This window comes from Phenylobacterium sp., assembly GCF_965229015.1.
Lineage (GTDB): Bacteria > Pseudomonadota > Alphaproteobacteria > Caulobacterales > Caulobacteraceae > Phenylobacterium.
Genome location: NZ_CBDDIM010000002.1, coordinates 870815 through 892880 on the forward strand (window position 1 = coordinate 870815; position 22066 = coordinate 892880).

Sequence of the window (22066 nt, forward strand, 5' to 3'; positions counted from 1 at the left end):
GAGGAGGTGACCAAGTCGGAGGGCGAAGCTTGCGGCACGAGAAGGCGACACGGCTGCTGGAGTTGGCCCGCCTCCTGGCCTCCTCCGCCGAGGGCCTGACCCTGGACGAGATGGCCGAGGCCATGGGGGTGGGGCGGCGCACCGCCGAGCGCATGCGCGACGCCGTCCGCGACGCCTTCCCGCAGATGGAGGAAGTGGAGGATCCCCCCACCCGGCGGTTCAAGATTCCCTCCGGCCTGGACGGCATCTTCCAGGCGCCCACCGCCGACGAGTTCGCCGCCCTGCACGCCGCGGCCGAACAGTTCCGGGCCATGGGCGCAACCGGGCGGGCCGCGGCCTTGTTGAACCTGGAACAGAAGGTGCTCTCGGCCATGCGGGCCGGGGTGCGCCGCAAGCTCGCCCCGGACCTGGAGGCCCTGTTGGAAGCCGAGGCCATCTCCATCCACGCCGGCCCCCGCCCCTTCGAGGACGAGGCGGTGCTGGGCGCCATCCGCGAGGCCATCAAGTCCCTGCGCCGCCTGCGCTTCCGCTACCAGGGCGGCTCGACGCCGGGGCGGGTGCGGGAGGTGACGCCCTTCGGGGTGCTGTTCGGCCGCGCCAACTACCTGGTGGGGGCGGAGGGCAAGTCCACCGAGCCCCGCACCTGGCGCCTGGACCGCATCGCCGACCTGGAGGTCACCGACACCTTCGGGGCCAAGCCCGAGGACTTCACCCTGCAGGCCTTCGTCGAGCGATCCTTCGGCATCTATCAGGACGTGGTGGAGGACGTGCGGCTGCGCATCCTGCCGCATGGGGCCGAGGAGGCCATGGGCTGGCGCTTCCACCCCACCCAGAGGCTGGAGCCCCAGGCGGACGGCAGCGTGATCGCCAGTTTCCAGGCGGCCGGCATGCGCGAGCTGGCCTGGCACCTGTTCACCTGGGGCGACAAGGTGGAGATCCTGGCGCCCGAGCGGTTGAAGCAGATGATGCGCGACGAGCTCGCCGTAGCCGTGGCCGCCCACGACGCGTCATGCTGACGCCGCGCCCCGACGGCCGGGTGGAGAGCCAGGTGGCCGTCACCCTGCCGATCATGGCCCCGCGCCTGCAGGGCGAACTGCACGCCGACGGCCGGGTGGAGCTGGCCCTGTGGGGCGCCGGCGACCTGGGGCGGCTGCGGTTCTCCGCCCTGGCCGGGCCCTATGTCCATGCGCCGAATCTGGTGGCGACGCCGTCGGGCGGGGCCTGGGCGGCCCAATCCGACCCGGTGCTGGTGCTGCGCGGCGTCGCCTACCGCGGCTTCACCCCGTCGCGCAAATGCGCCGCCTGGGACCGCACGGCCCACCCGAGGTCGAGGGTCACCCGCCGGGGCGATCGCCGGCGGATCGACCTGCCCTGGGCGGTGCTGCTCATCGAGACCCGGGGCGACGACCTGGTGGTCTCGGCCGGCGCCGACCTCGACGAGGCCGAGCGGGGCCTGGGGCTGGCCGCGGAGACCATCGTCACCGAGGCCGAGCACTACGCCGCCCATTGCGACCAGATGGCCGAGGCCGATCCGGTGCTGCGCTCCATGGTCATGCAGGGGACCCACGCGGCCCTGTCGGCGGTGCGCCGCGACGAGCGGGGACGGTTCGACGGCCTGGCGGCGGGCCTGGCCTATAGCGCCCCGGCGCGGACCTATTACCGCGACGGCTACTGGACCCTGCAGCTGCTGCTGACCGCCGCGCCGGCCGTGGTCCATGCCCAGATCGACCTGCTGGCCGCGGGTGTCCAGCCCGACGGGGAGGCCCCGAGTGGCGTGATTGTCTCCGGCCCCGAGATGGCCCTGGCCTGGGAAACCCTGCGCACCACGGTGTTCGGCTATGACTGGATCCACAAGCGCCGCGCCGACTGGTGGAGCGACCATTTCGACAGCCCGCTGTTCTTCGTCCTGGCGCTGGGGGACTATGTCCGCGCCACGGGGGATGTGGAGCCGGTGGATCGCAACTGGCCCTTCGTGCGGGCGATCTACGAGCGCTATGTCGGGCTCAGCCGCGACGGCCTGCCGGCCAAGCCGCGCCATGACCGGGACTGGGCCGACAACGTCTATCGGGCCGGCCATGTCAGCTACAATATCGGGCTCTGGATCGGAGCCCTGGACGCCATCGTCGAACTCGGCGCCGGCCAGGACCCGGATCTCGCCGCCCAGGCCGGGGCGACGGCCGAGGCGGCGCGGGCGGCGGTGGCCACGCAGCTGAAGCGGCCGCACGGCGGTTATCCCGACTATCTCGACACCCCGGCCGACATCGCCGAGGACCACCTGACCCTCGACAGCCTGACCCTGCTGCGCCACGACGCCGTGCCGGGGGCCGAGGCCCTGGAGGTGCTGGAGTCCGTTCGCCGCCGCCTGGAGACCCGGCACAATCCCGGCCAGGGGTTCGGCGACTGGGGAATGATGTGCGCCCACCCGCCCTTCAGCCGGCGGGGCGACCTGAGGTCCAAGACCGTCTTCCCCTACCGCTACCACAACGGCTCCGACTGGCCCTGGCTGGACGGCCTCTATGCTGGCGAACGGCTGCGGCGAGGCCTGCCCGGCTGGCGCTATCCCCTGACGCGCTGGTGGGAATTCTGCCTCAGCCAGGGTTGGATGGGGGCCGTGGAATACTTCTCACCGCCCTGGGGCCGCGGCTCCCTGCTGCAGGGCTGGTCCAGCCTGCCGGCGGCGGTGGCCCTGGCGCACCGGGAGACGGTGCTGGCGGGGGATGCGGATTAGCGGCTGAAGGCCAAGGCGAAGTACTCCCGGTCGAACAGGCGGTAGTAGAGCCAGGCGGGGACCCGGTCGTAGCCAGGCTGGACCTCGGCGATGACCTTGGCCTGGCTGGCGTGGACATCCAGCAGGCGGCGCTTGACGGCGGCCTGGCGGGCGATGGGAACCGCGACGGTGGGGGCCGGCAGGCCGGCCTCGGGATCTGTCGGATAGTTGTTCCGGAAGGCGGCCACCAGCTTGAGGGCCAGCTTGATCATCGCCCGGGGCAGGGTGGCCTGGTAGAGGCGGCGGACGGAATTGTCCTCCTGCGCCAGCTCCCGGGCCCAGCGGCCGACGGCGATGTGGTCGGGGTGGCCGTAATAGCCGACGCGCTCGTCGAAGCTGATCAGCAGGCTGGGCTTCCAGTGGTCGATCCGTTCACGGAGCACCGTCTTGATCGCCTCGCCATCGGCGGTGGCGAGGCCGCCGTCGGGCCATTCGAGGACCTCGACGGCCTGGGCGCCCAGGGTCGCGCCCGCGGCCTGGGCCTCCTTTCGCCGCACCTGGGCCAACTCTTCGCGGCTGTAGCCGGTGTCGCGGGCGGCCTCGCCGCGGGTGACATAGACCAGCACCACGGCCGCGCCCTCCCGCGCCAGGTTGGCGAGGGTTCCGGCGCTGGTGATCTCGTCGTCGGGATGGGCCCAGATCGCCATGACGGTGCTGGGCTGGCCGCCCGCCAGCAGGGACCGGGCCCTTGGGACGGCGCCGTCGTTCAACTGGCCGCGCGCGACCAGGAAGGCCCCGATCGCCAGGACCAGCAGGACGGCGAGGAGGCTCACGGCCGGAAACAGTCCACCAGCTCCGCCAGCCAGGCCTTGAGGTCGTCCTTCCTCTCGGTGGGTGTCTTGCCATGGCGCACCACCACCAGGTCGAGCTCCGGGGCGATCAGCGTGAACTGGCCCTCGTGGCCGTTGGCCGAGAAGCTCCCCGGTCCCGCCATGCCGAGCCACCAGTGGGCGCCATAGGCCCCCTCGGTGACGCCGGCCTGCTGGAAGGTGGGGGTTCTCGCATAGTCGACCCAGCCCTCGGGCAGCAGACGCCGGTTCTCCCAGACCCCGCCGCGCAGATAGAGCAGGCCGAAACGGGCGAAGTCCTGGGCGGTGGCGAAGCAGAAGGAGGAACCGATAAAGGTTCCGGCCGCATCGAACTTGGGGACCGGGCTCGCCATGCCCAGGGGCTCGAACAGCCGCCGCCGCATGAAGGCCTCGAAGTCGGGGCCGTAGGCGTCCAGCGTCCTGGCCAGGGTGCGGCTGACAATGTTGGTGGTCCCGCTGGAATAGGACCAGTGGCGGTCGGGGGCGTAGTCCAGCGGCTTGTCGGCGGCGTAGTGGGCGACGTCGTCCTTCCCGGAACCCCACATCATCTCGATGGTGTCCGACGGCTTGTCCGGCTCATAGACCTCGCTGAACCTCAGGCCCGAGGACATGCGCAGCAGGTGATCCAGGGTGATGGCGCCGCGCGGATCGCCGGCGTCGCGCCACTCGGGCACGTCGGCCGGGGCGTGGATATCGAGTTTGCCGTCCCCCACCAGCAGACCGGTGAGCGCATGGGTGATGCTCTTGGCCTTGGACCAGGACAGGCAGGTCTTGTCGGGGCCGTGATCGGGGCCATAGCGCTCGAAGATCAGCCGCCCGTCCTTGACGATCACCAGGGCGTGGGCCTCACCGAAGGCGAGCTGATCGAACTGTTCGGCCATCAGGTCGTCGAGGCGCAGGCGGTCGAAGCCGGGCGGGAAGAGGCCGAGCGGCCATTCCTCAGTCGGCCAAGGGGTTCCGGCGGGCTGGGTGGGCAGGGACGGCAGGCTCATGGGGGGAGACTGGCCTGAAGGGGCGGCCTTGTCATCTACCCACACGGTGTCATCCCGGAAAGCCCGCAGGGCTTGTCCGGGACCCAGACGCGCGGGGCGTGCAGGAGAAATCGGTGCTTCTGGGTCCCCGGTCTTCCGCCGCGCGGAAACCGGGGTGACACGTTTGAGAGGGCTTCCCGGTAGGGATCAGAACTGCATGCGGAACTTGATCGCCCCGGTGTCGTCCCGGTAGCGATCGCCCTGGCGGGTTTCGTACTCGAGCCGGATCGCGCCCTTCTCGAAATCGGCCTCCAGGCCGACTGCGGCGCGGGTGAGCTGCCGGGGCAGCTCGGTCTTCACCGTGAAGTCCGGCGCGGCGGCGGGGGCGCTCTCCAGCCGGGCCTTGATGTCCCAGCTTCCTTCCGAGAAGCGGGTGACGCCGACATTGGCATAGGGCCGCAGCACCACACCCTTGGCGGTGACGTGGGTGGCCCCGATCTCGAGATTGGCCGTGCCGGAGGTGAAGGACTGGTCGGAGTCCCGGACGATCAGGTTCAGGCCGGGGGCGCCGCTCTCGCGATAGCCCTTGAGGCCCAGGTGATAGGCGTCGGCCTCGATCGAGGGGCGCAGGTAGAAGGTCTCGCCCTGGGCGAGGTAGGCGGCGCGCAGGCGCAGGGAGGCCAGGTCGGTCACCGGATGGCTGCTGGCGGCGACCTGGGCAATCGGGAAGTTCACCGACCGGGAGAGATCGGCGCGGCTATATTGGTAGCTGGCGGCGGCGGCCAGCAGCAGGGGGCCCATCTCGCGCTTGATGACGCCTCCGGCCTGGACGCGGCGGGCCCGGGAATGGGCGGGGGCGCCTGAGTCGAACTGGCTGTCCTCGAGGCCCAGGGACAGGCCGCCGAACCAGCCGGGCTGGGGCAGGGCGAACTGGCCGCCGGCCTGCAGGCGCATGGCGTGCTGCTGGTAGCCGGGCTCGGCGCCGGCCTCCATCCGGCTCGATCCGCCGCCGGCCTTGGCCCAGTAGCAGGACCCTTCGTGCAGGACGTCGGCAGCCCCCTCGCCGCCGGGACAGCTCATCAGCCCACCGACGAAGGTCAGGGAGGACATCAACGGCGAGGCGCCCTGGGTCGGCGCGGCGCCAGGGTCCAGGCTGTTCACCCGGGCGACATAGGCGGGGCGGGATTTCTGGAAGGCCAGGTCGTCCAGCAGGGGCTCCTGGGCCGCCGTGCCGCCGGCCGCCCAACTGGCCTGCAGGTGCCGGGTGATCTCCACCTGGTTGGGGGTGAGGCCAGCCAGCACGAAGTCGACCTTGTTGGTCCCCACCTTCAGCTCAGTGGCCGTGGCGGTCAGGCCGTAGTCCACCACCAGGGTGTCGCTGGCGTCGGCGGCGATCCCGTTGTTGGTCAGGGCGGCGGCGGTCAGCACCGTGACGTACCTGCCCGGGATGAGGTCCAGGACGTGGTAGGGCTCGAGGATCACCTGGCCGGCCAGGGCCGCGGTCCCCGCGACCTCGATCCGGTCGGCGGTCCCGGCGTGATAGCGGGCGTCGATCTTCAGGCCGCCGGTGGAGGCCTGGGTCAGGTCGCCGAGGATGCGGGTGGTCCCCACGCTCCCCGCGCCGTAGGGTGAGAGCAGGCCGGCGTTGGCGAAGGTCCCGCCGTTCAGGGCGATGACCCGGTAGCCCTCCACCAGGCCGGCGGCGCGGTTGGTGAAGCTGTTGGCGCCGCCCCCCAGGCCGATCTCGCCGGTGACGCGGCCGGCGTTGTCCACCGCGTCGTCGCCGTCCGAGCCCAGTATGGCCAGCAGCGACTTCGAGGTCACCGCCCCGCCGCCGATGGTGAGCCTGTTGTGCGCTCCCCCGGCCAGGAAGATCCCGGCCCCGCCGTTCGCGCCGCCCTGGATCGTCCCGTTGACGGTGACGTTGATGTCGCCGCCGCGGCCGTTGGAGCCCTGGCCGCCCACGCTCTGGGCCAGGATGCCGTGGGCCCCGTCGCCGAAGGCCTTGATGTCGCCGGCGTGGACGATGGTGATGGCGCCCGCCGTTCCCTTGTCGCCGTTGGAGCCGGAGAGTGCGATGGCCGCCGGGAAGCTGTTGGCCCCCGTGCCGCCGACGCCCCCGCCGCCGCCGACGCTCTGGGCGTAGATGCCGTGCGCCCCCTGGCCGGTGGTGGTGATGGTCCCGCTGGTGGTGACCTTGACCGCCCCGCCGTCGCCGCCGGCCCCGCCGCCGCCGCCCATGCCGAGGCTGGCGACGGAATAGGGGATGCCGGTGTCGATCTTCACAAGGCCCAGGGGATCGACCCCGAACACCAGGGTGGCCGGAACCACGCCGCCCCCCAGGCCGCCGCCGCCGCCGACGCTCTGGGCCAGCACGCCATAGGCCGCCTTGCCGGAGGTGGCGATGGCGCCCTTCACGGAGACCTCGACATCGCCGCCATCTCCGCCCGAGGTTCCTGAACCGCCCAGGGCGACGTTTAGATAGTTGGACGCATTGGCCGCGCCGCCGACGCCGCCGCCCCCGCCGATGGACTGGGCGAGCACGCCCGCGGAACTGGCGCCGAAGGTGACCACGTCCCCCTCCTGGGCGACCTTGACCGCCCCGCCATTGTCCACCGAGCCGCCCTTGCCGCCGATGGACAGCGAGAAGGAATAGCCGCCGCCGATCTCGCCGGCGCCCGTGCCGCCGATCCCGCCGCCGCCGCCGACGCTCTGGGCCAGGATCCCGTAGGAGAGGTCGCCGAGGGTGGAGATCGCGCCCTTATTGGCGACCGTGACCGCGCCGCCCGCTCCCGAGGCGCCGCCGGCCCCGCCCAGGCCGCCGCCGATGCTCATGTCGCCGGTGGCGCTGCCGTCCCCTCCGCCGCCCGATCCGCCGCCGCCGCCGACGCTCTGGGCGAAGACGCCTGAGGACATGAAGCCGGCCGTCAGGATCTCGCCGCTGTTCTCCAGGGCCACGTCGCCGCCCTTGCCGGCCGCCCCGCCGTAGCCGCCGACTCCGATGGAGATGGCGATGCTGTCGGGGGCCTTGCTGGTCTTCTTGCCGACGTCGCGGGCCAGGTTCTTCCCGAAGGAGCCGGGGTTGGAGAGGATGCGGGAGAACTCGCGCTTGAAGCTGGCGTACTTCTCCGTCGCCTTCTGCTTGAGGCTGGTGTTGGCGTCCTCGCCCTTGCCGTCGGGCAGGACGGTGGGGATGTCGACCCCCTCCAGCAGGGAGCCCATCGACCCCGCGCCGCCGGCCCCGCCGCCGCCGCCGACGCTCTGGGCGGTGACGCCGTTGGCGCCCGAGCCCAGGGTGACGATGGCGCCCGAATTGACCACATGGACCAGGGCGCCGTCGCCGGCCGCCCCGCCGTGGCCGCCCACCGCCACCTTGATCTCGGCGCTGCGCACCTGGCCGCCGACATTGAAGGCCGCCGTGGTGGCCGAGGCGTCGCCGCCGGCCCCGCCGCCGCCGCCGACGCTCTGGGCGAAGATGCCGGTGGAGCCGTCGCCGTAGGTGGTGATCAGGCCGCCATTGTCGACATTGACGATGTCGCCGGCTCCGCCCTTGCCGCCGGAGCCGCCCACGGCGACCGCGACATTGACCTCGGTGCCCTTGCCGCCCGCCGCGGTGATGGCGGTGGCCGAGGCGTCGCCGCCGCGCCCGCCGCCGCCGCCGACGCTCTGGGCGAAGACGCCCGCGGCGTTGAAGTCATAGGTGGTGAGCTGGCCAGTGTTGGTGACGTCGACCCGCTTGCCGGCCCCGCCGTCGCCGCCGGATCCGCCCACGGCCACGGAGATGGCGACCGCCACCTTGTCGCCGCCGGCGATGGCCACCGAGGTCGCCTGGCCGCCGGCCCCGCCGCCGCCGCCCACGCTCTGGGCGAAGATGGCGTTGGCGAAGTCCCCGGCCGCCTCGATGGCGCCCGCGTTCCGGACATTGACCGTGGAGGCGTCGCCGCCGGAGCCGCCGGAGCCGCCCACGGCCACCGAGGCCGAGACGAAGGCCCCGGCGCTGATGGCGGTGGCCGAGCCGCCCTTGCCGCCGCCGCCGCCGATGGACTGGGCGAAGATGGCGTCGGCGCCGAGACCCGAGCTCTTGATGACGCCGTCGTTGCGCACCACCACCGCGCCGCCCTTGCCGCCGGCCCCGCCGGCCCCACCGACGGCCACCGAGGCGAAGGCCCCGACCCCGAAGGCGTCGCCGCCATTGCCGCCGCCGCCGCCGACGCTCTGGGCGAAGATCGCCGAGGCGCCCTGGCCAGAGGCGGTGAGGGTCCCGCCCTTGGCGTTGACCGCGGTGACCAGGCCACCGTTGCCCGCGTCGCCGCCGGAGCCGCCGGAGACGCTGATCCAGCCGCCGGCCGACCCGCCGTTGCCGCCGCCGCCGCCGATGCTTTCCAGGAACAGGGCGTGGGCTCGGGCGCCCTGGGTGGTGATCGTTCCCATGTTGCTGAGGCTGACGGCCCCGCCGTCGGGGCAGACGAAATAGACCCGGCAGCGCGCTGACTCCGCGGTGCCGCCATTGCCGGCGTCGGAATAGAAGATGCCGTCCGAAGAGCCCCCGTCGCCCCCGACGCCCCCCAGGCTCTGGCCGAACATGCCGTAGGATTCCAGGCCCTTGGTGGCGATGATCCCGGTGTTGCTCATGGTGATGGCGCCGCCGGGCGCCGAGGCTCCGCCCTTGCCGCCCTGGCCCACGAAGATGGAGTCGCCGTCGCCGCCGTCGCCGCCCTTGCCGGCCAGGGACTGGCCTAGCATGCCATAGGCGCGGTCGCCGGAGGTCTTCAGGGTCCCGGCGTTGGTGAGGGTGACGTCGCCGGTGAGGCCACCGTCGCCGCCGGTGGCGCCCGCATAGGCGTTGTTGCCGCCGCCGCCGCGCCCGCCCTGGCCGCCCAGGCTGAACCCGGCCACGGCGTGAGCGCCCGCGCCGGAGGTGGTGATGGCGCCGCCCGAGGCGATGTCGACGCGAACCGCCCCGGAATCGCCGCCCCGCCCGCCGGCGTTGGAGCTGTCGCTGACGCCCGAGGCGCTGTCGCCGGCCGAGCCCTGGCCCCCCAGGCTGCGGGCCAGGACGCCATAGGCCTTGGCGCCGGTGGTGACGATGGCCGACTTGACGGTGACCAGGATCTTGCCGGCGAAGCCGCCGGTGACGCTGGGGCTGTCGTTCACCGACTGGCCGCCGAGGCTCTCGGCCAGGATGGCGTGGCCGCCGACCCCGGAGGTGGTCAGGGCCCCGGTGGTGGTGACGGTGACGTCGCCGCCGCGGCCGCCCTGGACCCCCGGGGCGCCAAGGCTCAGGGCCGCGATGGCCGGGCCGCTGACCCCGCTGGTGGTGACCGCCCCCCGATTGTCGACGGTGACCGCGCCGCCGGCGCCGCCGTTGGTGTAGACATCGAGGCTGAAGAGGCCGGTGTTGAAGCGGAACCGCCCGATCCCGCCCTGGGACTTGGCCAGCAGGCCCGCGCCATAGTCGCCGCTGGCGCTGACGGCGGCGGTGTTGGTCAGGCTGACGGTCCCGCCCGGCTCGCCGTCCTGGAAATTGGCCGCCGCGCCCCCGGCGCTGATCGCCGGCACGGCGCCGGTCAGGCTGTCGAGCACCTCCTCGGGCTGGGGCGGGGCGTCGAGGAAGGTGAGCGTATTGGTCTGGACGGCGATGTAGCCCAGCACATAGGGGGCGAGCCTGGCCTTGTCCGGCGCCCCGCCGAACAGGCAGCCGGGATTGATCGTGCAGTTGAAGAAGAACAGCGCGCTGGCAGCCGCGGGGCTTGTGTCGCCGTTGATGGCGGCCAGGGCGTTGGTCCCGAAATCGAGGCGGCCCTGGGCGTTGTTGCGGTCGCCCACCCGGTTGAAGGTCACCGCCCGCGACTGGGCCGTGGCGCCGCTCGCGTAGGTGGCCGGGGCCGTGTTGACGACGTCGAGATTGGGGCCCGGCGCGGCGGCGGCGGCGAGCGGGCTGGCGGCCTCCACCGCCAGGGCCAGGGCGGCGGCGCGGCCGATCAGGCGCCGCGTGGCCTGGTCCAGCCTCCGGGCGCGCCGGTCGGCGGGGCGCGGGATCGGGACCCGGTTCGCCGGCGGCAGGGCCTGGACCGCAGCCTCCACGGCCTCCAACGCCAGGTAGAGTCGCTGGGTCGCCGCGGTGGCCGGGCTGTCCCCCACCAGACGGCGCAGGGCGGAGAGCTCGGCGAGGGTTCCGGAGAACTGGCGGCGCAGGGCCGCGGCGGTGTGGGGATCGGCGGCGCCGGCCAGCAGCCTTGCGCGCAGGCTTTCAAGCGCCTGCGCCAGGCGCAGCAGCTTCTGCGTCCGTTCCGACATGAAGCAAACCCCCGACACACCGTCCCGGGGAGTCCCCAAGACGGCTAAATCTACCCGTGTTATTCAAGGGTCTGGCGTCGCAACCGGCAATTGGCGAATTTTGGGGAGGGATTCGCCCGCCGGTGTTGCGGGGTTCGCCTGAGGGGCGAGCGGGGAGAGGGTGTGGATGCCGACGAGCCGGATTTTCGACGACCCCTTCGACCTGGGGGGATGGCCGCCGAGGCTGACGGTCGAGGAGATCGCGCAGGTGCGGCGCCATCCCAATTTCGGCGCCGCGTTCCTGGACAGCGGCGAGCACGCCACCCGGCCGGCCCTGACCCTGGGCCCGCTGCGCAGTCTGTTCAAGGATCGCGGCAGCCAGACCATCGGCACCCTGGCTCTGTGCCTCTACGACACCGAGGAGGGGCTGACGGCGGGCCGCCTGACCCGGATGTGCGTGGAATCGGGGATCTGCAGCGCCGGTCGCGTGGAGAGCTACCTGGCCCTGATGCGCCAGCGCGGCGCGCTCATCCCGCTTGGCAAGGCCTCGGGCCTGCCCGTCCGCCACGGCTTCAGCGAGGACTACCTGGCCTGGTTCCGGGACTATGTGCGCTCCGGCCTGCGCGCCCTGGCCCTGGTGGACTCCGCCGCCGCCGCGGTCCTGCCGCTGATGGCGGGGTCGGACTTCTTCCACTACATGCGCCGCAGCATGGCCAGCGCCAGCGTCAATCCGCCCCTGACCCATCCCGGTGGGGGCCCCGAGCTGCTGCTGTTCGCGCAGCGGGATGCGGGCCTGGCGATCCTGTCGGACTTGGTGGCCGGCCAACTCGCCTCGCAGGCCGGCGGCGCGCCGACCTCAGTCGCCGATCTGGCGCGGCGTCACGGGGTCTCGCGGGCCCATGTGCTGAAGCTGCTGCGGGACGCCGACGAGGCCGGGGCCTTCGCCTGGAACCCGCAGGCGCGCACCGTGACCCTTCCGGCCTGGATGCTGGAGCGGCTGGAGCAGGGGGTGGCGGTGACCCTGCTCAACCGGCGCTACGCCGCCCGCGCCGTCCTGGCCGCCCCGCGCGGCGCCCTGGCCATCCGGCCGGCCACCACGGGGGACATGGGCGCCCTGCGGGCCCTGATGGAGCAGGCGATCCGTATCCACCTGGCGGCCTATCTGCCGCCGGAGGGGGTGACCGCCTCCTTCGAGATCATGGGCCTGGACAGCCAGCTGATCGCCGACGGCACCTATTTCGTGGTGGAGGCCGATGGCCAGATCGCCGGCTGCGGCGGCTGGAGCCGGCGGGCCACCCTGTTCGGCGGCGACCACAGCGCCGGCCGCGACTCAGGCCTGGTGGACCCCGCGGTCGAGCCCGCCCGCATCCGGGCCATGTACACCCATCCCGACTTCGCCCGCCGCGGGGTGGGCAAGCTGATCCTGGACACCTGCGAGGCCGCCGCCGCCGCCGAGGGCTTCCGCCGGGCCGAGATGGCCGCCACCCTGTCGGGGGAGCCCCTCTATCGGGCCACCGGCTATCAGACAATCGAGCCCTTCGAGGCCGAGACCTCCACCGGGTTCAGGGTGCCGCTGATCCGGATGGGCAAGGCGCTGGCGTGAGCCCAACGAAAAAGGGCGGCCCGTGAGGACCGCCCTTCGCCGTGCTCCTGGCCGCGAGGTCAGAAGGTGTAGGTGATCCGGCCGTAGTAGTAGCCGCCGTTGATGCCGAAGGGCGAGTAGCTGGGATACTGGCCCACGCAACCGCTTCCCGAGGCGACGCAGGCGGCCTGGAACTGGGCCGACAGCTTGTCGGGGTATTTGTTGAACAGGTTGTTGGCGCCGACCGAGAGGGTCACCGCGTCGACGAACTTGTAGGAGACTTCCAGGTCGGTGATGGCCGTCGTGCCGATCGAGGTCTGCAGCAGGGGGCCGGTGCCCGGATCGGACAGCGACGAGGACTTGCCGTAGACGGTCTCGGTCAGGTTCACCGTCAGGGCGCCGAAGGTGTAGAGCGCGTTCAGGCCGATCTTGTACTTGGGCGAGGCCTTTTCCAGGAGGTCCTTGGCGTTGCCGGCGAACAGGGTCTGTCCGGTCGGGTAGGGGACGCTGGGGGTGGTCAGAGCCGCGGGCGGCGCCTTCACCTTGGTGACCTTGGTGGTGTTGTAGTTGCCGCTCAGGGTCCAGTCGATCCGGCCGTAGTCGCCCAGGTCGGTGGGGTAGGAGATCACCAGGTCGACGCCGCGCGAGCGGGTGTCGAGGCCGTTGGAGAAGATGTTGATCCCGGTGGTGGTGACGGTGGGGTCAAGCACGTTGCCGTTGGCGAGGATCGCGGCCAGCACCTGCGGCGAGGCCAGGACGCCGTTGCGGGTGCCGTAGAGCGAGCTGGAGCCGAAGATCCGGTCAGTCAGCTCGATCTGATAGGCGTCGAGGGTCAGGGTCATGGCCGGCAGCGGGTGGGCCACGATGCCGACGCTGTAGTTGGTGGATTCCTCCGGCTTCAGGGCGTCGATGCCCAGCAGGCGGGCCGCCGGCGAGTTGGGCGCCAGCTGCACGAAGGCCGAGGTCGGCGACACGTTGGTGGCCGAATAGTAGGACTCCGCCAGGGTCGGGGCGCGGAAGCCGGTGCTGACCGTGCCGCGGAGCGCGATGGCGTCGTTGAAGTCGTAGCGGCCGGTCAGCTTGGCGACGGTGGTTTCGCCGAAGTCGCTGAAGTGCTCGTAGCGGACGGCGGCGTCCACCTGCAGGGCCTCGATGGGCGAGACCGCCAGGTCGGCGTAGATGGCCCAGCTGTCGCGGCTGTGCTTGCCGGCGTCGGTCAGCGCGAAGCCCGGATAGGACTGCGAGCCCTCCTTGTAGCGCGACGCGGCGTCGCCGGCGCCGATCTCGTAGGTCTCGTGACGGTTCTCGAAGCCGAAGGCCGCGGCCAGCGGGGTCGCCAGGCCGACCTCGAACTCCTTGGAGAGGTCGAGGTTGTTGGTCAGCTGGGTCGTGGTCCAGCTCCCGGCGTGGAAGCTGGTGGGCGAGGAGCCCTTGGTCGTCAGGGTGGAGGTGTCGGCGTAGAGGCTGGCGTTGATGGAGTCCTCGACGCGGACCTCGATGTCGTCGACGCCGTAAGTGGAGCTCAGGTCGAAGTTCCAGCCGCCGACGACGCCGGAGATCCCGAGGGTGCCGGCGTAGTCGTCCTCGATGATGCGCTCGCGCGGGCTGAAGCCCTGGGGATAGGGCCGGTCGGCCGCGCCCTGCTTGCCCTGGACGCGGTTGTAGCGGCGGTAGTTTTCGTAGGCCGAGGCGTCCTTGTGGCCGTAGGAGCCGAAGGAATAGACCTCGAGGTCGTCGGTGACCGAGACGCCGCCGTTATAGCCCAGGTTGCTCAGCCGGTATTCGGCGTCGCCGGAGATCAGGTTCAGGTTGGGGAAGCCGGGGACATTGGCGCTCTCATAGGCGAAGTGGGCGGCCGAATAGGAGGGGCTGGCCGGGTTGAAGACGCGCTGGTCGGGCAGGCCGCGGTTGCTGAAGCCGTGGTACTTGGTCTCGGCCGTCAGGTTCAGCCAGCTGTTCTCGGTGGGCGCCGTGCCGATGTTCATGGAGAGCGCCGCGGTCTTGCCGCCCTCGTCCATGTATTCGCCGCCGGTGGCCGAGATCGAGCCGCCCGCGTCGGCCTTCTTCAGGATGACGTTGATGACGCCGGCGATGGCGTCGGTGCCGTACTGGGCCGCGGCGCCGTCGGTCAGCACCTCGATGCGGCCGATGGAGGCCATGGGAATGAAGCTCAGGTCAGTGGCCGCCGCGCCCTGATAGGCGCCCGACAGGACCGCGAAGTTGGCGGTGGTGTGACGCCGCTTGCCGTTGATCAGCACCAGGGCGTGATTGGGTGACAGGCCGCGCAGCCGCGCCGACAGGGTCAGGTTGGCGGTGTCGCCGCCGAAGGCCTGGGCGTTGAAGGAGGGCACCAGGTTGCTGAGGCCGACCCGCAGGTCGGTCTGGCCGGTGCGGGTCAGGGCGGCGGTGTCCACCACCTGCACCGGCGCGGCGCTGTCCTCGACCTTCAGGCCGGTCTGGCGCGTGCCGGTGACGATGACTTCATCGACATCGGTGACGGCCGCGGCCAGGGTCTGGGCCTGGGCGCCGGTGGCGCCGGCGATCAATACGGAAGCGAGCGAGACGCTCGCCAGCCATGCGTTTCGGGTCGTGGTCTTCATCTTGTAGGCCCCCTCATAATCGCGGCGCAGATTGGCCGCAGATCCCCCGGGCGCCGGGTGTGCGCGGCGCCGGGGCGTTGACGGACGGTCCAGGACTGGGCTTTGGCCCTTAGTTCCTGGTAGTCGCCCAGAAATGTCGGTGATTTGGCTCAATATCCGCGTAGAGAACCGCGAGATGTCCGGCTGATATAGCCGCATCCAAGTTATAAGCTGAATTATCAACACTCATACCGAAGAGCTCACGCAGAAGTTGAGATCGCCCGGCCCGGTTGTTTCCCAAAATTTCTTATATCTGTACTGACGTCAGAGGCATTTCCGACCTGATTTCTTCAAGGGCGTTCATCTGACAGTAAGACTGTCCACATGAATCCTTTTTCGTGTCAACGCGACCGGAGCGGACCGTCGTGATGTCTCCGGATTTTGGAGTTTTGGCGCATTCTGTGCGCGATAAACGGGCATGACATCCGGCGGTTGCGCCAGATTTCCGAACACGTGTCGGGTTCAAGACCTGGATGGACTCGAGTGACCTCCACGATAACTGCACGATAACTGCGCTCGGTCTGCCCGCGCTTTAATCACACAGGACATTTTGCGGGCGATCTGGGGCGCCCGGACTCATCGGAGCGGGCGGCGGGAGAGCAGGCGTGGCTTGAACAACCCCGCTCGCCTGTCCGAAGGTGGGCCGCCCTCGCCGAACGCCGGCGCCGACATGAAGGAAGACCCCGATGCGCAGACTGATCCTGGCCGCCCTCCTGCCCGTGCTGGCCGCCGTCGCCGCGCCTGCCGCCGCCGCCGACACCATCGTGCGGGTGGGTCCGCCCACCGCCGCCATCCTGCAGGGCGCGGTCGTGCCGGCCGGCTACGAGACCTTCTATGTGAGCGGCCAGACTCCGCCGCCGCTGAACGCCGGCGCGCCTGCCGGGACTCCCGTGGAGTTCGGCGACACCAAGACCCAGACCATCGGCATCATGAAGAAGATCGACGCGGTCCTGAAAACCCAGGGCTACACCATGGGCGACGTGGTGATGATGCGCGTCTATCTGGTGGGCGACCCGGCCAAGGGCGGCAAGATGGACTTCGCCGGGATGATGGAGGGCTACACCCAGTTCTTCGGCTCGCCGGACCAGCCCAACAAGGTGGCCCGCGTGACCATGCAGGTGGCCGCCCTGGTGGCGCCGGGCATGCTGGCCGAGATCGAGGTCCAGGCCGCCAGGAAGAAGTAGCCGCCGAAGGGAATTGCAGCGCCGCTCGCCTCACGCGGGCGGCGTCTTGCCGTGGGCTAGACCGCCCCGGCCGCCTTCAGGGCGGCGATGCGCGCGTCGTCATAGCCGAGGTTCCTGAGAATCTCGTCGGTGTGCTGGCCGAGCGTCGGGGGCGGGGCGACGCGGTCGCCCTCGGGGCGGCCCAGATCGAATCCGAGATTGAGAGTGGCCGCCTGGCGGTCCGTGCCCGGCAGGTCGAAGGCGGCCCGCAGGGACCGGCTGGCGACATGGGTGTTGTCGGCGATCTGCGGCACGGTGCGAACCGCCCCGGCCGGGACGTCGGCGGCGTTGAAGGCCAGCTCCCAGGCCTCGGCCGTGCGGCTGGCGAACAGGGGATGCAGGATCGCCAGCAGGGCGGCCTCGTTGTCGATCCGGACGTTGGGGTCGGCGAAGCGGGGATCGGCGATCAGCTCGCCGCAGCCCAGGACCGCGCACATCTTTTCGAACTGCTTCTGGGTGTTGGCGCCCAGCAGCAGGGGGCCGTCGCTGGCCTGGAAGGTGGCGGCCGTGGGGCTGGGGTTGAAGCCGCGATTGCCGACCCGCGCCGGCTCGTCCCCGGCGATCAGATAGGGCCCGATCATCGAGATCATCAGGATCAGGGAGGAGTCCAGCATGGCCACGTCCAGGTGGCGGCCCCCGCCCCCGAACCGCAGCCGCTGCAGCACCGCGGCCAGGCAGGCGAAGGCGCCGGCGTAGCCGGTGAAGGTGTCGATCATCGGGAAGCCGACCTTGGCCACCTCGCCCTGCGGATCGCCGGTGAGGGACATGACCCCGCAGATGGCCTGGACGATGTGGTCATAGGCCGGGTTGTCACGCATCGGCCCGGTCTGGCCATAGCCGGAGAGCGAGCAGTAGATCAGCTCGGGATTGGCCGCCCTAGCCTGCTCGTAACCCAGACCCAGCTTGGCCAGGACGCCGGGGCGATAGTTCTCCACCAGGATGTCGGCCTTGGCGATCAGGTCGAGGACCACCTGGACGGCGCCCGGATTCTTCAGGTCCAAGGTGATGGACTTCTTGCCGACGTTGACGGTCTGGAAGGCCGGCGCCATGCCGACGAACTCGGGGCGCCGGTCGTAGTGGCGGAAGACGTCGCCCTCGCCCGGCCGCTCGATCTTGATGATCTCCGCCCCCAGCAGGCCCAGCACGTGGGTGCAGAAGGGTCCGGCCATGACGTGGGTGAGATCCACCACGGTCATTCCCGCCAAAGGCCCGGACATCCTGCTACGCTCCTTGTCTCGTCGTTATTGGTGATTAGACACGTATTGTTTAATTTGCAAACGATTGAGACCTGAACCAAATTGCGGCCGACGGACGCGGGGCCAACCGCGCACAGGGAGACCCAGGATGACGGGCAGGAAGCTGATCGGCATGGTCGTGGCCCTGATGCTGCTCGCCGCCTGCGCGCCCGCCAAGCCCGCCGGCGGGGTGGAGGTGCTAAGATACGCCTCCCCCTATTCGCCCAACCACCCCTTCAGCCGCGCCGACATCATCTGGATGAAGCATGTGGAGAGGGCGTCGGGCGGCCGCCTCAAGATCCAGCCCTTCTGGGGCGGGGCCCTGATCAGCTCCGACCAGAGCGTCATCGAGCTGCGCCATGGGGTGGCCGACATCGCCCTGATCACCCCCATCTACATGCGCTCGGGCATGCACGTGATGAAGACCCAGGCGGGCTTCTACGGCGGGGTGAGGACCATCGAGGACCAGGTGGCGGTCTATCGCTGCCTGGAGCAGGCCTTCCCGATCTTCGGCCAGGAGATGGCGGGCGTGCACGTCCTGGCGGTGCAGGGGGGCAACCTGCCCAATGTGCTCACCCGCGACAAACCGGTGCGTGGCCTGGCCGACCTTCGGGGCCTGCGCCTGCGGGCGCCCGGCGAGTTGACGCCGGTGCTCCAGTCCCTGGGGGTCGACGTGGTCACCATGCCCATGGGGGAGGTCTATTCGGCCATCTCCAAGGGGGTGGTGGACGGGGTGGTGGCGCCGGCCGACGCGGTGAAGTCGCTGCACTTCAACGAGGTGGCCCGGCATCTCTCCCTGCTGCAGGTCAGCCGCGGCGCCTATCCGGCCCGGGCCATCTCCGACGCGCGCTGGCGCACCCTCAGTCCGGACCTGCGCCAGGTCCTGACCGAGGCCACCCCGGTCTGGGAGGCCGCCCTGGCCCGGGAGATCGGCAAGGCGGAGGCCGAGGGCATGGCCATGGCCCGCACCGAGGGGATGTCCATCGTCCCCGTCGACCCGGCCGAGCAGGCCCGCTTCGATGCGGCCTATGACGCCGAGGCCCTGAGGAACGCCCGGCGCCTGGCCGAGTACGGCCTGCCGGGGGAAGCCATCTACCGCAAGGCCCGCGCGGTGATCGCCCAGGGGACGCCGGTCAAGGCTTGCTAGGCCCCGCGCCCTGGTGTTAGGCAGCGATGAAAATCATTTGCCTAACTTACAATAAGCGACCCCGGGGAGCCCCTATGAGCAGCACCGTCAGTTTCGATGTCCGTGGCGACGTCGGCGTGATCCTCGTCGACCGCCCCCCGGTGAACGCCATCGACGTGACCGTGCGCGACGGGATCTGGAAGAGCCTGGACAAGGCCCTGGCCGACTCTGCGGTGAAGGTGATCCTGCTGGCCTGCACCGGCCGCACCTTCCTGTCGGGCGCGGACCTCAACGAGCTGAACGGGACCATCGAGGCCCCCACCTATTACGCCACCCTCGACCGGCTGGAGGCCTCGGCCAAGCCGGTGGTGGCCGTCCTGCACGGCACGGCCATGGGCGGCGGGCTGGAGACGGCGCTCGCCTGCCACTATCGCGTGGCGACCGCCGACGCTCGAATGGGCATGCCGGAGATCACCCTCGGCATCGTCCCCGGCGCCGGGGGCACCCAGCGCCTGCCGCGCCTGATCGGCGCCCGTCCGGCCCTCGAGATGATGATCGCCGGGGCGCCCGTCGACGCCGCCAAGGCCAAGGCCCAGGGGATCATCGACGCCATCGTCGAGGGCTCGCCCCTGGACGGTGGCCTCGCCTACGCCCAGACCCTGGCTGACGAGGGCGCGCCCGTGCGGCGCACCGGCGACCGCCCGGTGGACACCGCCGGCTTCTCCGAGCCTGAGATCGAGGCCTACCTGGCCAGCCAGGCCCGCGCCCTGAAGGGCCGCACCACCCAGTTCCGCACCCTGGAGGCCGTCAAGGCCTCGACGACCCTGCCCCTGGCCGAGGGCCTGAAGGCCGAGGACGTCATCTCCCGGGCCTCCCTGAAGGACCGCGAGGGCCTGGCCCTGCGCCACATCTTCTTCGCCGAGCGCGAGGTGGGAAAGATCCCCGGCTTGCCGGCCATGGACCCCGAACCGATCCGCGCCGCGGCCGTGGTCGGCGCCGGCACCATGGGCGGCGGCATCGCCATGAGCCTGGCCAATTCCGGCGTCCCCACCGTGCTGATCGACGTCAGCCAGGCGGCCCTGGACCGCGGCCTGGGCGTGGTGCGCGGCAACTATGAGGTCACCGTCCAGCGCGGCCGCATGACCCCGGACGAGCTTGAGCAGCGCATGGGCCTGATCACCGGCGCCGTCGGCCTGGAGAACGCCAGGGACGCCGACGTGGTGATCGAGGCGGTGTTCGAGGACATGGACCTCAAGAAGAAGATCCTGGCCGAGCTGGACAAGGTCTGCCCGCCCCACACCATCCTCGGCTCCAACACCTCGACCCTGTCGGTGACCGAACTGGCCTCCGTCACCAGCCGGCCGGAGAAGGTGGTGGGCCTGCACTTCTTCTCGCCCGCCCACGTCATGCGCCTGCTGGAGATCGTCCGGGGCGGCAAGACCTCCTCCCAGACCCTGGTCACCAGCCTGGAGATCGCGCGCAAGCTGAAGAAGATCGGCGTGGTCTCCGGCGACGCCTTCGGCTTCATCGGCAATCGGATGATGCAGGAGGGCTATTTCCGCGAGGCCGAGCAGCTGCTGCTGGAGGGCGCCGGCGCGGCCCAGATCGACTCAGCGGTCGAGGCCCTGGGCTTCGCCATGGGTCCCAACAAGGTCAACGACATGGCCGGGGTCGACGTGGGCTACAAGGTCCGCGAGGAGCTGTTCAAGCACCAGACCCGGCCCGACCCCTATTTCGCGGTCTCCGATGCGCTGGCCGCCCAGGGCAAGTTCGGCCAGAAGACCGGGGAGGGCGTGTTCCTCTATCATCCGGGCGATCGCACGGCCCATCCGAACCCGGCCACCGAGGCCCTGATCGCCCAGCTCGCCGCTGACCGGAAGATCGCGCCGCGCCAGATCACCGACGCCGAGATCCAGGAGCGCTGCATGCTGCCCCTGGTCAATGTCGGCGCCCAGCTGCTGGACGAGGGGATCGCCTACCGGGCCAAGGACATCGACGTGGTCTGGACCTCGGGCTACGGCTTCCCGCGCCATCTGGGCGGGCCGATGTTCTACGGCGACACGCTCGGTCTCGCGCACGTGCTGGAGCGGGTTGAGCACTATCACAGGCTGCTCGGCCACTACTGGAAGCCGGCCGACCTGCTGGTGAAGCTGGCCCGCGAGGGCGGCAGCTTCGAGGCCTACGACGCCAGCCGGAAGTAGGCCTCAGGCCGCACGCGGCACGGTCGCCATGGCGCCCCGCCGGATCGAGACGGTCATGCCCGGCCCGTTGCGGACATCCATCTTCGCCTCGAGCTGCTTGACCAGGGCCTCGACGATGACCGTGCCCAGGCCGCCCGGCTTCGTCCGGACCGGGTCGGCCACCTTGCCGACGCCGTTGTCGGCGACGGTCAGGGTCCAGTCGTCCCCGTCGCTGGCGAAGGAGACCAGGATCTGGGCGTCGGCCTTGGTGTCGGGGAAGGCGTATTTGACGGCGTTGATCACCAGCTCGGTGACGATGAGGCCGATGCTGACGGCCTTGTCCGAGCCGATCAGGCCGCCGTCCGCCGTGACCTCGAGCTCGATCGGCTGCTCCTCGCCGATCATCGAGCCGCCCAGGCTGTTGCAGAGCTTGCTGAGGTAGGCGCCGACCTCGATCTTGTCGAGGCCGCCGGAGGCGTGCAGGTGGGCCTGGACCTCGGCCACCGACATCACCCGCTGGTGGGCGTCCTTCAGGTGGTCGCGGGTCTCCTTGGAGGTCACCGCCCGGGCCTTGAGCATCAGGATGCTGGCGATGATCTGCAGGCTGTTGGCCACGCGGTGCTGCATCTCCTGCAGCAGCACCTGCTTCTGTCCCAGCAGGTCCTCGGTGCGTTCCAGCAGTTCGGCCTTCTCACGCTCGATCAGCCGCCGGGCGGTGATGTCGGTGAAGGCCAGCAGGATCGTGGTGTCCGAACTGCGCTGATAGATCACCTTGCGGGCGTTCAGCAGCATGTTGCGGTGGCCGAGGCCGGGGAAGTCGTGCTCGACCTCGAACCCGTCCATGGCCGTGTGCTCGGGGATGATGGTCTCCAGCAGCAGCCGCAGGGCCGGGATGTTCCACTGGCCATCCCCCAGGGAATAGAGGAGCCGCCCCATGGTGTGCTCGGGGTCGACCTGGAAGATCTCGTAGAAGGACCGGCTGGCCGCCAGCACGCGAAACTGGGCGTCGAGCACCAGCAGCGGCTCATGAATCGTGTCGACAATGGCCTGGGCCAGCGTCTGGGCGTCTTCGATTCCCTGGAGGGAAGGCTTCATGGGGCGGGGAATTTATCCGATCCTGATCGCCAGGATCTCCACGATCGGCCGCGCAGGCGAGCCAACGCCGAAGCTGTACGCCCTTTATCTCCCAATGTCGTGGCATGGTTCTGTGTGTCGGGTGCGCCGCTTAGGTGTCGGGACGCGGAAATCGGCCGGCCTG

The 22066-nt window shown here is 70.6% G+C and carries 12 protein-coding genes; 6 read left to right on the forward strand and 6 right to left on the reverse strand.

The window, feature by feature from the left end; genetic code table 11:
• Positions 1–29 precede the first annotated feature (29 nt).
• Together ACO06I_RS20510 and ACO06I_RS20515 are read left to right on the forward strand one after the other, a co-directional pair.
• The gene (locus ACO06I_RS20510; protein ID WP_421934470.1) at positions 30–1016 is read left to right on the forward strand and encodes a helix-turn-helix transcriptional regulator; all 987 of its coding nucleotides are present in this window, start codon (positions 30–32) and stop codon (positions 1014–1016) included.
• Positions 1010–2728: a hypothetical protein gene (locus ACO06I_RS20515; RefSeq protein WP_421934471.1), complete on the forward strand. Its 1719-nt coding sequence runs from the start codon at positions 1010–1012 to the stop codon at positions 2726–2728. The genes ACO06I_RS20510 and ACO06I_RS20515 overlap by 7 nt, the downstream gene beginning before the upstream one ends.
• Here ACO06I_RS20515 and ACO06I_RS20520 read toward each other — a convergent pair.
• The 3 genes from ACO06I_RS20520 to ACO06I_RS20530 all read right to left on the reverse strand — a co-directional run bounded on the left by ACO06I_RS20520 (position 2725) and on the right by ACO06I_RS20530 (position 10844).
• Positions 2725–3540, reverse strand: coding sequence for a PIG-L deacetylase family protein (locus tag ACO06I_RS20520; RefSeq protein WP_421934472.1), 816 nt, complete (start codon positions 3538–3540; stop codon positions 2725–2727). The two genes, ACO06I_RS20515 and ACO06I_RS20520, sit on opposite strands and share 4 nt — an antisense overlap.
• Positions 3537–4568, reverse strand: coding sequence for a serine hydrolase domain-containing protein (locus tag ACO06I_RS20525; protein WP_421934473.1), 1032 nt, complete (start codon positions 4566–4568; stop codon positions 3537–3539). Before ACO06I_RS20525 ends, ACO06I_RS20520 begins: the two co-directional genes overlap by 4 nt.
• A 186-nt stretch (positions 4569–4754) precedes the next feature.
• The gene (locus tag ACO06I_RS20530; protein ID WP_421934474.1) at positions 4755–10844 is read right to left on the reverse strand and encodes a hypothetical protein; all 6090 of its coding nucleotides are present in this window, start codon (positions 10842–10844) and stop codon (positions 4755–4757) included.
• A 1084-nt stretch (positions 10845–11928) separates the two neighbouring features.
• On the opposite strand from ACO06I_RS20530, the gene ACO06I_RS20535 reads away from it, so the two are divergent.
• Complete coding sequence (locus tag ACO06I_RS20535) at positions 11929–12426, forward strand: GNAT family N-acetyltransferase (protein WP_421935111.1); 498 nt, start codon at positions 11929–11931, stop codon at positions 12424–12426.
• 59 nt (positions 12427–12485) lie between these two features.
• Here the strand turns inward: ACO06I_RS20535 and ACO06I_RS20540 are convergent, their stop codons facing one another.
• Positions 12486–15005 carry a TonB-dependent receptor plug domain-containing protein gene (locus tag ACO06I_RS20540; protein ID WP_421934475.1) on the reverse strand — a complete coding sequence of 840 codons (2520 nt, stop codon included), beginning with the start codon at positions 15003–15005 and terminating at the stop codon, positions 12486–12488.
• Positions 15006–15730: 725 nt separating this feature from the next.
• Between ACO06I_RS20540 and ACO06I_RS20545 the strand changes: the two genes are divergently transcribed.
• Positions 15731–16228, forward strand: a complete 498-nt coding sequence (locus tag ACO06I_RS20545) for a RidA family protein (protein WP_421934476.1) — start codon at positions 15731–15733, stop codon at positions 16226–16228.
• A gap of 56 nt (positions 16229–16284) precedes the next feature.
• Here the strand turns inward: ACO06I_RS20545 and ACO06I_RS20550 are convergent, their stop codons facing one another.
• Positions 16285–17484, reverse strand: a complete 1200-nt coding sequence (locus ACO06I_RS20550; RefSeq protein WP_421934477.1) for a CaiB/BaiF CoA transferase family protein — start codon at positions 17482–17484, stop codon at positions 16285–16287.
• Between the two features lie 127 nt (positions 17485–17611).
• Here ACO06I_RS20550 and dctP point away from each other — a divergent pair, with 127 nt between their 5' ends.
• Positions 17612–18649, forward strand: a complete 1038-nt coding sequence (gene dctP, locus ACO06I_RS20555) for a TRAP transporter substrate-binding protein DctP (RefSeq protein WP_421934478.1) — start codon at positions 17612–17614, stop codon at positions 18647–18649.
• 74 nt (positions 18650–18723) lie between these two features.
• Complete coding sequence (locus ACO06I_RS20560; RefSeq protein ID WP_421934479.1) at positions 18724–20829, forward strand: 3-hydroxyacyl-CoA dehydrogenase NAD-binding domain-containing protein; 2106 nt, start codon at positions 18724–18726, stop codon at positions 20827–20829.
• 3 nt (positions 20830–20832) lie between these two features.
• Here the strand turns inward: ACO06I_RS20560 and ACO06I_RS20565 are convergent, their stop codons facing one another.
• Complete coding sequence (locus tag ACO06I_RS20565; protein WP_421934480.1) at positions 20833–21903, reverse strand: sensor histidine kinase; 1071 nt, start codon at positions 21901–21903, stop codon at positions 20833–20835.
• Positions 21904–22066: the final 163 nt, after the last annotated feature.

Excerpts from the sequence above, each read along its gene's own strand:
- ACO06I_RS20545 (WP_421934476.1), top strand. The coding sequence starts at position 15,731 with ATGCGCAGACTGATCCTGGCCGCCCTCCTGCCCGTGCTGGCCGCCGTC.
- dctP (WP_421934478.1), top strand. The coding sequence starts at position 17,612 with ATGACGGGCAGGAAGCTGATCGGCATGGTCGTGGCCCTGATGCTGCTC.
- ACO06I_RS20550 (WP_421934477.1), bottom strand. The coding sequence starts at position 17,484 with ATGTCCGGGCCTTTGGCGGGAATGACCGTGGTGGATCTCACCCACGTC.
- ACO06I_RS20565 (WP_421934480.1), bottom strand. The coding sequence starts at position 21,903 with ATGAAGCCTTCCCTCCAGGGAATCGAAGACGCCCAGACGCTGGCCCAG.
- ACO06I_RS20540 (WP_421934475.1), bottom strand. The coding sequence starts at position 15,005 with ATGAAGACCACGACCCGAAACGCATGGCTGGCGAGCGTCTCGCTCGCT.
- ACO06I_RS20560 (WP_421934479.1), top strand. The coding sequence starts at position 18,724 with ATGAGCAGCACCGTCAGTTTCGATGTCCGTGGCGACGTCGGCGTGATC.
- ACO06I_RS20530 (WP_421934474.1), bottom strand. The coding sequence starts at position 10,844 with ATGTCGGAACGGACGCAGAAGCTGCTGCGCCTGGCGCAGGCGCTTGAA.
- ACO06I_RS20535 (WP_421935111.1), top strand. The coding sequence starts at position 11,929 with ATGGGCGCCCTGCGGGCCCTGATGGAGCAGGCGATCCGTATCCACCTG.
- ACO06I_RS20515 (WP_421934471.1), top strand. The coding sequence starts at position 1,010 with ATGCTGACGCCGCGCCCCGACGGCCGGGTGGAGAGCCAGGTGGCCGTC.
- ACO06I_RS20525 (WP_421934473.1), bottom strand. The coding sequence starts at position 4,568 with ATGAGCCTGCCGTCCCTGCCCACCCAGCCCGCCGGAACCCCTTGGCCG.